The following is a 14,702-nucleotide window of genomic DNA, read 5'->3' as shown; positions in this document are numbered from 1 at the left end:
TGATGTGCTCTTCGAAGCACTTGTACTATCACTAGCAGCACTAGTTGAGTTTGAAGCACTCTTGCTTATACTAGTTGACTCACTGGTACTTGCACTAGCTGAATCTGATCCAGTTGACTTGCTAGTTGATGTGCTTTCTTTTGAAATTGAAGTACTTTCTGAAATTACTTTTGAAGCACTTGCACTATCACTAGTTGAAGCACTGGCACTTGCGCTAGTTGAGGCACTAGTTGAGTTTGAATCTGAAGTACTAGTTGATTCACTCTTACTTGCAGCTGAAGCACTATCACTAGCTTTTGATTCGCTATTTGAGCGTGAGTCTACTGAAGTTGAAGCTGATTCGCTAGCAGTCTTAGATGCATTTTCACTATTTTCTTTACTAGTTGAAGCACTGGCTGAGGCTGTTTCACTAGCTGGATTTGATTCACTAGTTGAAACTGACTCTGCCTTACTCTTAGATGCACTAGTTGAACTAGAATCTGAATCACTTGCTGAAGTTGAAGCGCTCTTTTCAGTTGATTCACTCTTACTTGCACTAGCTGAATCTGAAGTACTAGTTGAGGTACTTGCTGAGGTACTTGCTGAAGCTTCGCTTCCGCTAATACTTACAGATATACTTGCTGAATCACTCTTGCTATCGCGTGATGATTCACTGGTACTTGCACTAGTTGATGCTGAATCTGAGGTACTTGCTGAGTTAGTTCCTGAACCTTGTTCAGATGCTGACTTGCTTTCGCTATCAACTTTTGAAGTACTTGCTGAATCACTGATACTTGAACTAGTTGAGTCTGATTCATTTGAAGTGCTAGTTGAAGCACTCTTACTTACACTAGCTGACTCACTGGTACTTACACTAGCTGAATCTGATCCAGTTGACTTGCTAGTTGATGTGCTTTCTTTTGAAATTGAAGTACTTTCTGAAATTACTTTTGAAGCACTTGCACTATCACTAGTTGAGGCACTGGCACTTGCGCTAGTTGAGGCACTAGTTGAATTTGAATCTGAGGTACTAGTTGATGCACTCTTACTTGCAGCTGAAGCACTATCACTAGCTTTTGAGTCGCTAGTTGAACGTGAGTCTGCTGAAGTTGAAGCTGATGCACTAGCAGTCTTAGATGCATTTTCACTATTTTCTTTACTAGTTGAAGCACTGGCTGAGGCTGTTTCACTAGCTGGATTTGATTCACTAGTTGAAACTGATTCTGCCTTACTCTTAGATGCACTTGCTGAACTAGAATCTGAATCACTAGCTGAAGTTGAAGCACTCTTTTCAGTTGAAGCACTCTTACTTACACTATCTGAATCTGAAGTGCTAGTTGATGTACTTGCTGAGGTACTTGCTGAAGCTTCGCTTCCGCTGATACTTACAGATTTACTTGTTGAATCACTCTTGCTATCGCGTGATGATTCACTGGTACTTGCACTAGTTGATGCTGAATCTGAGGTACTTGCTGAGTTAGTTCCTGAACCTTGTTCAGATGCTGACTTGCTTTCGCTATCAACTTTTGAAGTACTTGCTGAATCACTGATACTTGCACTAGTTGAGTCTGATTCATTTGAAGTGCTAGTTGAAGCACTCTTACTTACACTAGTTGATTCACTGGTACTTGCGCTAGCTGAATCTGATCCAGTTGACTTGCTAGTTGATGTGCTTTCTTTTGAAATTGAAGTACTTTCTGAAATTACTTTTGAAGCACTTGCGCTATCACTAGTTGAAGCACTGGCACTTGCGCTAGTTGAGGCACTAGTTGAGTTTGAATCTGAAGTACTAGTTGATTCACTCTTACTTGCAGCTGAAGCACTATCACTAGCTTTTGATTCGCTATTTGAGCGTGAGTCTACTGAAGTTGAAGCTGATGCGCTAGCAGTCTTAGATGCCTTTTCACTAATTGAAGTACTAGTTGATGCACTTGCTGATGCAGTAGTAGATTCACTATTGGTTCCAGAAGTACTATCAGATTCTGAGGTACTCTTTGAAGCACTTGATGAATCTGATGTTGAATCATGTGATGATTCTGAAGCACTATCGAAAGTAGACTTGCTATTACTAATACTCTTTGAATCTGAAGTACTAGTTGCTTTACTTGCTGAGGTACTTGCTGAATCTTCACTTTCGCTGGTACTTACAGATGTACTTGCTAAAGCACTCTTGCTATCGCGTGATGATTCACTGGTACTTGCACTAGTTACAGCTGAGTCTGAGGTACTTGCTGAGTTAGTTCCTGAACCTTGTTCAGATGCTGACTTGCTTTCGCTATCAACTTTTGAAGTACTTGCTGAGTCACTGATACTTGCACTAATTGATGCTGAGTCAGTTGATTTGCTAGTTGAAATACTCTTGCTTACACTAGTTGATTCACTGGTGCTTGCACTAGCTGAATCTGATCCAGTTGACTTGCTAGTTGAAGTGCTATCACTAGCAATTGAGTCACTCAATGACTTGAATGATGAAGTACTAGTTGAAATACTTTCACTAACATTATCAGAAACGCTTGTACTTTCACTCTTAGCGTGGGAAGCACTCAAAGAAGAACTAGTTGAAGCACTTTTAGAAGCTTTACGACTGCCAGCATCACTAAGTGAACTTGATGTTGAAATTGAATCAGTATTCTTTGAATCAACTATAGAAATTGAAGCAGAAATACTTGAATCACTAGTTAAACTACTTGATGTTGAAGTTGAAGCACTACCTGAAGCAGTTGAACGTGATCCAGAAAGACTATTTCTTGATTCAATACTATGGCTAGCAGACTCTGAGTCACTATCACGTTTTGAATCACTGCCACTAAAGCTCTTAGATGCTGATTCACTTATAGACTTAACCGCTGAGTCACTATCACTAGTACTCTTACTGATTGAGTCAGAATATGATCCACTTGCTGTATCGGAAGCATTACTAGTTGCTTGGCTCTTTGAAGCGCTGGTACTAGCAGAATCGGAAGTACTTTGTGAAGCTGAAGTACTGTCTGATTGGCTCTTTGAAGCACTGTAAGAATAAACACTATTACTGAAGAAGTTTGACCAAGAATCTGAAGTTGACTCTGCTGCTTTAGAATTACTTGCGGAATCAGAAGCCTGGCTCTTAATCGTAGAGTCCTTCTTAGCAGAAGTTGAAGTACTTTCTGATCCAGTCTTACTGATTGAAATACTTTCATTACTTAGTGAATCTCTAGTTGAAGCAGAAACACTTCCAGAAAGACTACTACTATTAGCAGCTGTTTTACTTGCAATATCTGAAGTACTTGCACTTTGTGAAGCTGAAGTACTGTGTGAATCACTAACTGAACCAAAGGATGAATCACTAACCGATTCTTTACTTGCAGAATCACTAACTACTTTTGAGATAGATTTAACAGTTGATAAGCTCTGACTACTACTGGTTGAGGCACTAATTGAAGCATTAGAGAATGAAGTTGATTCTGAGGTACTCTTATCAGCAGAAGTAGATTGACTATCTGAAGCTGAGTTAGAAAGAGAATCGTTAGATTTACTTACAGACTCAGAAATAGAGCTAAGAGTACTGTTACCTTCACTAATTGAAGTACTATCAGTTGAATTATCATTAGAAAGCGAAGCACTGTTACTGGATTCTCGTTTAGAGTCACTAGCATTAGTTGAGGTACTTAAAGATGTACTTGCACTAGCTGATTTAGAAAGACTATCAATATTACTCAATGATGCAGATACACTAGCAGAAATGCTTGTAACACCTGAAGTACTATGACTTACTGAATCAGAGTAGCTGGCATTAGAAACACTATCACTAGCATTGGACTTGCTAGTTGATGCTGACTTAGTACTTTCTGATGATGAAGTTGACTTACTAGCTACTGTACTGATACTAGTTGATTTACTAGTTGAGGCACTACGTGATGGCTGTAGAATCGATGTAGAAGTTGATTGTGAACTTGTTTTAGAAGCATTGGTACTTTTGGCTGCTGATCCATTTTGTGAAACAGATCCCATTTGACTCTTCTCATCCGAAGTAACACCACTATCTGTAGCTGTTGCTGAAGTATTGCTAGCAAGTGAAGTACTAGCCGACGTTGATCGACTATTTACTGCCGAATCACTTAATGAAGTACTTGTACTTGCACTGACTGAGGCATCAGAAGCTGACTTACTTGTACTAATCGAGTCATCCGAGCCTGAATTGCTTGCTGAGTTAAAGTCAGAAGTACTTGCTGAAATTGAATTGCTTTTTGAAGTTACTTCGCTGTCAGACTTACTTGCACTATCAGATTTATTAGTTGAAATACTTGCTAGCTTACTATCAATGTCATTCGTACTCTTGCTAGATAATGAAGTGCTTACTGAAGTACTAGCGCTTTTAGCAGCAGAATCACTATCACTTGAGCTAGTTGATGCTGACTGAGAAGCACTGTTAGTATCACTACCAGTTCCACTAATTGAAAGTGAGATGCTCTTACTCTTCATCGTTGAAGCACTTTCAGAGTCACTCTTTGAGGCACTAGCACTATTACTAGTTAAGGTAGTTGATTGAGAACGACTTGCTGAAGCACTACTTGAAGTACTTGTACTTGCTGAAGCACTTCTAGTATCAATCGATTTACTTTCACTCAATGATTTATAGCTATCAGATGATGAATTTGAGCGACTCTTAGATCCGCTATCACTAGCTGTAGTACTCTTAGCAGCACTATCTGAAATGGATTTTTGATATGACTCTGAGTTACTGTAAGTGGTTGAATAACTATTTGATGTACTAGTTGAATAACTGGTTGAGGTACTTGCTGAATCTGCAGCACTTTTTACCGTTGAACCACTTAAACTATAACTGGTTGAATCAGATTCACTAGTTGATTTAGATGCTGACTTACTTGCATCAGAGGCACTAGCAATTCCAGATACTGAAGTACTTAATGACTCACTACTAGTTTTAGATGCACTAGCACTTTCACTGTCACTGGTTGAAGCTGACTTATTAGCACTATCTGAATCAGTCGTTGAAGGAAGCTCTGAGAATGATTCACTGGTACTCTTCACAGCTGAAGTACTGGTTGAAGTAGTTGCTGAAGCAGTAGCAGATGAATTATTTGAATCAATAGAAACAGAAGTACTGGTTGAAACACTAGCTGAGGTACTTAGGGAAGCACTGTGTGACAATGATGCAGTTGACTCACTAGTTGAAGTACTAGTACTTGCAGCTGAATTACTTGAGGAAGCACTTGCAGCTGAAGTACTTTGTGAGGTACTTACTGATTGACTTTGTGAAGCAATGGTAGCTTTGTTTGCAGTATAAACAAAAATAACATCCCCGTTATTACCCCACTTAGTTAAAGTTCCTGATTCAGGAAGACTGGTAGGACCCAAGCCAACGTAATCATAACCTGCAATAGTTGGTGGTGTAGCTACATAAGGATCATTTCTAAATGCACCATCTGGATAGGTAGCTTGTTTGTCAACGGAAGCTGTAGAAATTTGGTTTCCATTCCCATCTTCACACTTAACGTTAACTGTCGCTGATTGGTAATAATTGAAGCTATTAATCTTGAATTGTTGTAAGTTATGATCTTGACCTGTAGAAGCACTCAAAGCAAAGGCTAAATCTGTATATGAAGTATCAAGAACCTTGCTCCATGTAAGACCCGCATAACTAATGGACATTGTTCTACTTTCAACATTATAACTAAGTTCAAAATCTAAAAATTGAGAATCAGCTGTTTCAACCTTATAAGGAGAGCTAGAACCAGCTGGATTATCACCACTAACGCCATAAGGAGGATTAGGATAAGTAGTGTTTAAGAATTGAGCGCTACCTGCATCAAGTGTTCCATTACCTTGAGCATTGGTAGTTAAGAATCCTCCATAGGGGAAGTTTTTACTATACTTTGGTATTGAAACCCCATCTGAATAGGTATAAGGGACACCAACACTGTTTGGATCAGTAGTTGGATCAGTAGGAGATCCATTGTTAAAGGTATCTAATTTAAACCCAAAGGCATTGGAAAGGCCAACAATCCCAGTACCGTAACCATTTAACCCAAGTTCTCCAACGTTACCAGGATGGAACGCAAATCCCATTCCATCGGCTCCCAAATGATTACCAATGTAAACTTGCCCCTTCAAGTCAAAACTTTGTTGGACATTAACCTTATTTTTCAAATAAGCATTACCAGCTTGACCAGATTTATCTTGAGTAAGCGTTAAAATCCAAGAATTACTTGCTTGATCATAAGTGTAAGTAGAATTACCACCAAGTTGGAAATAATCTAAGAAATTATCAGCATTAATGGTTGTTTCCCCATTTTCTGGGTTGAAATTAGGGTCAGCAGGCGTTTGTTGGTTTGGATCTGCTGCTGCAAAGTTAGTAAAAGCTCTTCTTAATTGATTTTGTGAATCATCACTAATTGATGTCGATTGTTGAGCTGAAAGACTTTGTTGTGTTTGAGTTGACATTGAAGCTTGTTGAGAAGCTTGTAACTCAGTATCGGTTAATTGACTGTTGCTTTGACTAGTGGAGTTATTACTGTCACTGGTTGAAGTGTTACTGTCTGAATTACTTTGTGGATTAGTTTGACTATCAGATAAACTAGTTACGGCAGCAAAACGGGTTGCTTGGCGAAGCTGCTTAGCAGTTGGCTTAGCATCATTGTTAGTGTTGCTTTGTGATTGACTAGCTTGTTTATCATCAGTTTTGGTAGAGGTACTGTCTTTTACAGGATTATCTTTTTGTGAAGCAGAAGTTGATTTGTGAGCTTCTTTTTCACTAAGACTTTGTGAGGTTGAGAGTGAAGTACTTTCCGATTGTGAAGTGGAAGTACTCTTAGAGGCGGAACCAGTATCTTCAGAGTTGGAATGTGAATCGGTACTGGTGGATTTGTTGCTATCAGATTGAGAACTCATTGATTCAGAGGTGGCAGGAATTGTAGCCTGTTGTTGGTTCACCAATAAGTCATCTTGTGTATCAACCTGTTTGGAAATTTGTTGAGTCGCATCGGCTAAGGTGGTAGGAGCCCCTAGGAATAAGGTTGCAACAATTCCAGTTACAGTCCCTGTTCCAGCCACAAGCCATTGCTTCCCAGCTTTATACATTCTGAAACGCATTTTTTTATTGTTTTCAAAAAGCGTTTCCCGTCGTTTTTCATTAAATCTACTCATGGAGTAACTCCTTTACTATAATCCATTAGTGTTCTTCAATAATCAGGTTTGTACATTATATAATAAAAACCTTTTGTAAGTACATTAAATTAATATTAATTTCCCTTAACAATTAAACACTAATTACGTCAATTACTCGTTAATCAATTCTAACTTATTGAGTGGGACATTTTTGATTTGCAAAATGTCATAGTCAGCTTGAGTAACCTTAACCGTTTGGATCGTTGAAACCCGGTCATAGAGAATATCTAACAGATTACCGCGCACATTCCCTTCATCATCTAAAGGACTTTCACTTAACCGAAGAATATTGTGTGACTTAGTGCCACGCAAAGCGGTTAATTCAACTCCCATGTAATAGATGGTAACCTTATCGTGTTCGGTAACTTTTTGTTTAACCTGATCGTTATAAAATTCGTTCAGATTATCGTAATGCGTGAGAACCTCCCGTGTTTTTGGATCCTCAATGGTAATGTAATTAATCACCCCCTCATAGAGATAGTAGCGAACAACGGGACGCTGGTGTTGATCATAAAAGACCATTTCCAACATTTCGTTTTCGGCATAGAAAAGATTACTAAAAATAGTTCCATCAAACGCATATTCTTCAATGTAATCCAAACTACCGTCTTCATTAGTGTAACGAATGTCTTGAACTGCACGTCGCGTATTAGGGTACAAGAACTCTTTTCCAATTTCTTCGCCACGATCAAGAATTGAAATACTGCCATCTCGGTTTACAAAAACTTTCGCCCAAGCTGGCACGGGAACATCGTTAAAGAAACGATAGCTCCCTAAGTGGTACTTGCGATGCGTCAAATGGTCTAACAAGTTATAACCATTGACGTGTGCTTCGCCAAAATATTTTCCAATCTTCGGAGCCGAAACCAACGAAATCACGTTTGGCGTACGGCCACCTTTGAACTCAGCTTTAATTTTTTGCCACTGTTCATCAGAATTGACATTATTTACTAGTACGTAATCCATTGATTAGCTCCTTCCATTGTTTAGCGACAATGTGATTTTGGAAATCAGCTACTGACTTGCTCGTAGCTGCTTGAATTTTGTCGTAGTTACCGTTCAATAATTTTTTCATTGCGGCTTCAATTTGTTCTACGTTGTATTTATCATCACCACGGTGTAAGTCAGCCAGATAACCGTTCACTCCGTCATGGACTAATTCTTGAGCCCCAAACCGGGCATCAAAAGTAATCACTGGTAAGCCGGCATTCAAGGCTTCGATGTAAGTTAAACCAAAACCTTCAGAGAATGAAGTTGAGACAAAGGCATCATACTTAGGATAAACGTGTTCCAAGTCGTGTGAGAGTCCCTTCATCTGAATGTAATCTTCAGCGTGCACTTCTTTGATGGTGTCTTCTAATTTCTTTTGTTCTTCTCCTTGTCCGTAAATATCAAAAGTAACTTTGATACCTTGTTCATGAAGTTTAGCAACGGCTTTAATAGCAACATCAATATGCTTTTCAGCAGCTAAACGAGAAGCCGTAATAAAGCGGAATGGAGTGTGAGCTTTTCGCGGTTTTTGTTTCACCACGTCGTCTTTAACTCCCCCAACGGGAATGGCATAGATAATGTCTTCAGCAGTTGGATCATCCACTAACATATCTTTTCGTTGTAACTTAGTTGCGGTCACTACACGATCGACTTTATGTAAGTCTTCGAGTAAGAATTCATAGTGATCGTTCCAGAGTGGGTATTTTTTATCATCCCGATTAGATAATTGATCGGCATGCACAATGTAGACCAATTTAGAACCAGGAATTCGGTCACGCATTAAAACGTCATCCGCAAATTCACCACGATCGATAATAAAGGTACTGTCACCAGCATAGGCTTCGTTAACTTTTTCAAAGAAGTAACGGTGTAAACTGTGCAAGTTTCGGAAAAAGAGATGTTTGCCATTTTCGTTGTAGAGATGAATGTTAACCACATTTGATCCACGATGTTCATCGTTTTCAATGGAATACATTACTTTTCGTTCTCCCGTTGAGGAACGGAAAAGTTCAACGCGGGAAACCCCAACTTGCAAGATTTTATTATCAGGATGCTGTTTATCTGCTCCCTTATAGAAGTGTTGCACGATGCGCATGCCAGAATCAGTGACAAAATCGCGCTTCCGGTTCGTGTTCGTCGAATCAACGACCATGGTACCTTTACGGGGTTTAATCCGTTTTTCTAAACCGTTTTTGAGATAATCACCACCTAAGACGAAGTATTCCCAAAGGTTTAATACTTCACTGTCTTTAAGGCCCCAGCGATCCATGGCTTGGTGTAATTCAGGAACTAAGTTTAGAAAAATAAAGCGATATGGGACTTTTGCTTGTTTAAAACGACGAGCTCGGTAAAATTCGGCGTGTTCAACCCCAGAATTACCCATTCCCATTGCTTGATTAATGAAAAAATTCATAAAAAATCCTACTTTCTATTCAATAATGCTTGAGCTTTCAAATCACTAGCTGAACAATCAACCTGTTCTAATTTAAATTTAGTTTTGAAATCATGTTCAACTTGTTGAAGCTGTTGCTGGTTCCAACGATCATTGATAAGCACAATCCGTAGAGGCTCGGTTAAAGTTTCAGTCGGCAGTGGAAGGGCATCAACAACCCGATGAAACTGACGCACCATCATTTGACCATGCTGTGGTTGAATCTGATACTGCTTGGTAACTGTATCTGGAATTAGCAACAATCCCTGAAACAAAATTTCAGTATTGTTAAATTTGACCAATGAGACCTCATAGGCTTGCTCTTCGTCATTAAGTTCAAAATTAAGCTGGTCATTTAACGTCATTTTTTGATCGATTAACTGACCCGTTTCATCAAAACTACGGACGGTTAAGCCGACCGAATGCTCAGGAATCACGGTCCCTTTAAAAACTAAGGAAAAAGTTTGGTTTCTGGGAATTTGGGGCAATCGTTTACTTCCATACCGAGCACTTTGGAGCGGATCAGGATCACCGAAGTAATTAGTTTGCCACCAATGCATCTTTTTCCCAGCGGGTTGAAGTTCGTTTTGATATTGGACGCTGCCATCTTTTTGATAACTAATTTGTGAGCCATAGGTATCAGTATTCGTGTCAGCTGGATCCCAATGCAAAAGATAAATGGTTTCCATTATTTCTTCTTCCCCCTCTCTTTCGGCTTATAGGGACGTTTTCGACCATATGGTTCTAGCAAATGCCAATAATTACGCTGAAACCAGGCCACAATCGGACCAGTTTGATCATTATGCCGTCCTTCAAATCCCTTGGCGAGTAACTTACCAGTGGGATTTAATGCGGGAAACCGTTGGCGCAGACCTTTGTAGGCATCTTTGTTGTAATCATCTTGTAACATATAAGCAACGGCCATCGTCGTCTCACTTAAAGTCCCATTTTCAAAGTTTTGCCAAAAGCGTTGGTCTAATTTTTGACTGGATGCTTCTGACAAATCATCTTCAAAGTAAAGCTGCATATCTTCACTGGTACGAAAATCATCAGGTCGCTTCACCCGGCCATTTTGCGCAATTGTTCCCACTTCGGCCAAGGGTTTTCCAACGACAATTCCTTTGGGATTTAACTTAGCCCCATAATACATCGCCCCAAACGTTCCCATTGACATGCCGGCTAAGATTAAATCGTTCTCTTTAAAGTGAAGCTTCTTCAAGGTATCCTTAATCGTCTGAACAATTTGTTGTTCAAACGCTTCGTCACCAAGATAAAAGGCTCCCCCTTCTAGACGCCAATCTGAGATTAACAAGAATGGAGCTCCAAAATTTTGCATCATCCGCCGTGCTTCGTACCCTTCCTTAGTCCGATACCCGGCAAAGTACACGTTCAATGGCGGCTTTAAATCACCAGCGTCAAAATAAATTCCGACATTACTATGCAAAGCTTGATCATTTAGCACTTGATCATTAGGCATCATCTCTCCGTAAGGTCCACGGGAACGACGAATGTGGAGCGTGCCGACTTTAACTGAACCCTTCCCTTTCCCATAAATTAACACTTGGAAAAAGGTGGCTTTTTCATCACTATCAATCGAAAAGCTCTGCTCCAATTCTTCACCTTGCAAGAAAACGGTTTGAATCACGGCATGCGTTTGGGCATCGATTTGTCTGATTTTAATTCCCAGTTCGTTATCTGGTCCCGTCTGGTAATCAAGGGAAACTTTATTACTCATTTTGGCGGGAAGATAGGTTGCATTATCATTCGTCATCAAGAGTTCCCAATCATCACTCGGCTTTAATTCTACGGCTTGATAAATTTCACCCCGACGTGAAACGGACTCAATTTTTTTATGATTGATTTGCCAAGCACGAGGATCAAGCCGATAACCATCGGGATCATAATAAAAGTAATGTTGAATATCACTAATTAGTTGGTGTGGTGTAGTTTCTTGGTCAAAGAAAAATGCTCCTTTAAGTTCTAAAAGGTGTTTACTTTCCGCACTTAACGGAACCGTTTTACTAACTAGGAGTTCGTTGGCTGGTAATTGCTTTAAGATTTCTAAATCATTAAACCACGGAAACGCCTGATCCAAAATAAAGACGGCATTCCGATACGCTGAATTCAGCTTGCCATTGGCCTTAAACAATGGCTTTTTGGTTACAAACTCTTGGTGTAAATCATCCGTATCAGCTTGATAATATTGATAATCATCCGTAAAATAGTTAGCTTCCTTTGACCAATCTTGGTCACTAAAGTGTAGGACTGGGGTTACAATTTTTGGTTTAGCCATCTGTCATCACCCCTTTCCAACGTTGTAATAGTTGATCTGCTTCATATTCTTCCATCAAACCAACGCTATCAACTAGACTTTGGTTCCAATGATGTAAATTATCCAAGAAATAACTAATCTGGGCTGGTAAATTTTCAACTACAGTGTTCTGAAAGCCATTACCTTCCTCAATCACGAGGTCAGTCGGAGCAAAACTAATTATCGGAACTCCCGTTGAAATTGCTAAGATTTGTTTCCGTAAATCAGCTTGTGGTCCTTGGTCAATAAATAATCTAGCTTTGGCAAAGACGTCATTTAAATCAGTTTTATCGTCAACCACTTGAATCCGAGCAAGAAAGTTACCCACTTGATAAAATTGATGCATTTGGTCTTGATTAAAATCAACTTCTTCTGCATCGATTTGTTCGTCTAAGTAGTCTAACCACTCTGCTTCGGTACTAAATTCTTCTGGCTTCCCTACTTCAATGTAACGTTGGTAATCATTACTATTTGTATCAACATTTGTGATAGTTTGAACCCATTGTTTCGCTAATTCAGTGAATAGTGCCCGTTGCTCCCATGTTCCGTCAAGTAGTAGAACTAGTTTTTCATTTTGAAAAATTAAAGGGAAAATTGGTTGCAAACTAGATGCAATCGTTTCATTGGTTTGTTGCTGAAACTGCCAATAAATCATTTGAGCTTCAAATTCATTACTCATCCCTAAAGTAAAGGCGGTCGGATATGGTTCAATCGCAATGGTATCAAGTTTGGGTTGTTGTTGATTTTCCTGATCTAAAAATTGCTTTTTTAAGATGCGACTCGGAAAGACCCACTTCACTTCTTGATCAGTAGTAACCGCATTTTGTACTTTGGCTAAAGAAACATCTTGATCAAGTAAAGCAATTTTCCGTATGGCCGGAAGTTCCAGGTAAAAACGATTTTGTTGATCAGCTCCCGAACGGAAGGCTGCAATGACCACCTTGGGTAACTCAAAGTGGCGTTGATACATTTCAGCCACTAGTTCATTCAGATTGGGGTAGTTGCTTTCCCAAAATTGATTCCGAAATTGGGAACTAATCGTAATTTTTAACTTAGCATCCATTTCCGCAACCACTTCATGAAATGGGGTAAACCACTGCATTTTCTGAATTTGTTTCTCCGAATTCAACCACAAAGTCGTACTAAGAAATCCCCGGTCATCATAATTATCAATTTGCTGACTGCCATCAGCTAAAAAGTGAATAACTTGTTCAACTTCAATTTGATTGTGAACCGTAACTTCTAGTTTCAATTCGTCAGCTTTATACATGAGGACCTGATTCCCACTATTATTAAAAAGTGGTTCCAGTCCATCAGCTAACGGAAAATCATAGATAGTTAGTGGTAAGCCCGCGCGTTCTTGCACTTGTTGCAAATCGTCAAACGCATTCCAGTAAGGAACGTCTTGGAGTCCGATGGTTTGTAAATCACGATTCAAGGTGTAAGACTGTTGTAAAAAAGCTAATTCGACCGGTTCTTCAGCCTGTTGTAACATTTTAGCTAAGACCACTTCTGGTAAATCAACCAGTGCTTGTCCATGAGAATCTTTAAAGTTTGGAATAATTAAGCTCAAGTACGTGTCCCTCCTTAAAAAATGCGATAACGATTCTTACTGTAAAGGGCCAAAATTTGGTCCCAAAGTACTTTAATCAAAGTAACTAAAATTGCCACACTGCCAATGTAAAGCGTGTAATTCGCAATCCCCGAAACGTGTAACCCAATAATTAACGGAATTAACGCCATAATTACTAAAGCAAGTCCCCCAAAGGTCGCCATTGTAAAGAAGCGTTTCAATAAGTAACTACTGGTATCACTACCAGGGAAAACTTGGAAAATATATTCGTTATTTTCTTTCATCTGCTTAGTTAACCGTAACGGCTGTACGGTAATGAACCCAAATGCATAGGTCAAAATCATGATGATCACACCATAGTTAATGATACCTAAAATCGTTTGTTGGTCAGTTAACAGTAAAACCCATTTTCCAAAACCACTATGACTAACATCATAGCTACCTTGTACTAAGTTACGCGGTAGCATAAACAAAGTTGAGGAGAACATAAAAGGCATGGCTCCTGCAATTAAGAGTTTGAAAGGTAAGTAAGATTTGCTTCCGCTTCCCTCCATCAAAGGCTTCTGTAAGGGAATTCGAAGTTCGATTTGTAAAAGCATAACTAATGCAATGATGACAACTAGGGTCACAATTACTGCAATGATTAAATGCGGAGTGGTCAGTTTGTAATCAAAGTTCCCCCACCCAACTTGCAAGGTTTTGGGAAGTCCCATTAAGACTCCTGGAAGAATCATCATTGAGATTCCCCCTAACCCCTTGTCATTGTTAAGGTTTCCTAAGAAAACGGTAAACATCGCGCCCGCCACTAAAATCAAAACGGCACCAAAGTTAATCAAATCGGTCGGAACTTCAGTATTACCAAAGTAAACCGTTTCTAGGGCAGGTTGGACATATTGTAAAATCGGATAAGCTTGTAAGAAAGCTAGCACCAAGGTAATTAATTTTTGAATGTATCCAGTTTGATTAATTGACAGGCGGTTAACTGAGTCTAAATCTAAGGCCGCAATGGCTTGCCAAATAATCAAACCAGTCATATATGGACCTAGTCCCAGGGTGAACAGCGTTGGAACACTAAATTGTCCCCCCACTGCAACCCCTAAAAATTGTAAATAAGTTTGTTTTTCTAAAGCGACATGCGCCACAGCTGGATCGATTCCGGGGAGCGTAATTGCTTGCCCGACTAAAAGAATAATCAAGAAGAACAGCATCCAGAGCGTACGCGTCAGTAAAGTATGTTTTCGAAAAAATTTCAT

Annotated in this window: 9 protein-coding genes and 1 pseudogene; 3 read left to right on the top strand and 7 right to left on the bottom strand. The window is 39.5% G+C overall.

Annotated elements, in window-relative coordinates:
- Nucleotides 1–4 precede the first annotated feature (4 nt).
- From ACEPSS_RS02565 to ACEPSS_RS02555, 3 genes are all read left to right on the top strand, one after another.
- A complete protein-coding gene (locus ACEPSS_RS02565; protein ID WP_395319904.1) occupies nt 5–2,992 on the top strand; it encodes a hypothetical protein in 2,988 nt (995 codons plus the stop codon).
- A gap of 777 nt (nt 2,993–3,769) precedes the next feature.
- On the top strand, nt 3,770–3,970 hold the full coding sequence (locus ACEPSS_RS02560) for a hypothetical protein (RefSeq protein WP_395319902.1): 201 nt from the start codon (nt 3,770–3,772) through the stop codon (nt 3,968–3,970).
- A 48-nt stretch (nt 3,971–4,018) separates the two neighbouring features.
- A complete protein-coding gene (locus ACEPSS_RS02555; RefSeq protein ID WP_395319900.1) occupies nt 4,019–4,375 on the top strand; it encodes a hypothetical protein in 357 nt (118 codons plus the stop codon).
- Between the two features lie 2,603 nt (nt 4,376–6,978).
- Here the strand turns inward: ACEPSS_RS02555 and ACEPSS_RS02550 are convergent.
- The 7 genes and pseudogenes from ACEPSS_RS02550 to ACEPSS_RS02520 form a co-directional block, all read right to left on the bottom strand.
- Nucleotides 6,979–7,068: pseudogene (locus ACEPSS_RS02550) on the bottom strand (KxYKxGKxW signal peptide domain-containing protein); the annotation flags it as partial.
- A 186-nt stretch (nt 7,069–7,254) separates the two neighbouring features.
- The gene (locus tag ACEPSS_RS02545; RefSeq protein ID WP_395319898.1) at nt 7,255–8,109 is read right to left on the bottom strand and encodes a hypothetical protein; all 855 of its coding nucleotides are present in this window, start codon (nt 8,107–8,109) and stop codon (nt 7,255–7,257) included.
- Nucleotides 8,087–9,547 (bottom strand): glycosyltransferase, encoded by a 1,461-nt coding sequence (locus tag ACEPSS_RS02540; protein WP_395319896.1) that lies wholly within the window; start codon nt 9,545–9,547, stop codon nt 8,087–8,089. The genes ACEPSS_RS02545 and ACEPSS_RS02540 overlap by 23 nt, the downstream gene beginning before the upstream one ends.
- 8 nt (nt 9,548–9,555) lie before the next feature.
- Entirely contained in the window at nt 9,556–10,254 is a 699-nt protein-coding gene (gene asp3, locus ACEPSS_RS02535; RefSeq protein WP_395319894.1) for an accessory Sec system protein Asp3, read from the bottom strand.
- Nucleotides 10,254–11,858 (bottom strand): accessory Sec system protein Asp2, encoded by a 1,605-nt coding sequence (gene asp2 / locus ACEPSS_RS02530; protein WP_395319892.1) that lies wholly within the window; start codon nt 11,856–11,858, stop codon nt 10,254–10,256. The genes asp3 and asp2 overlap by 1 nt, the downstream gene beginning before the upstream one ends.
- Nucleotides 11,851–13,449, bottom strand: a complete 1,599-nt coding sequence (asp1, locus tag ACEPSS_RS02525) for an accessory Sec system protein Asp1 (protein WP_395319890.1) — start codon at nt 13,447–13,449, stop codon at nt 11,851–11,853. Before asp1 ends, asp2 begins: the two co-directional genes overlap by 8 nt.
- Nucleotides 13,450–13,463: 14 nt before the next feature.
- Nucleotides 13,464–14,702 carry a hypothetical protein gene (locus ACEPSS_RS02520; RefSeq protein ID WP_395319888.1) on the bottom strand — a complete coding sequence of 413 codons (1,239 nt, stop codon included), beginning with the start codon at nt 14,700–14,702 and terminating at the stop codon, nt 13,464–13,466.

It is taken from the genome of Fructilactobacillus frigidiflavus (genome assembly GCF_044054575.1).
GTDB classification, from domain to species: Bacteria; Bacillota; Bacilli; order Lactobacillales; family Lactobacillaceae; genus Fructilactobacillus; species Fructilactobacillus frigidiflavus.
Note: the sequence above shows the minus strand (reverse complement) of the source record. Positions and strands in the feature narration are given on the sequence as shown.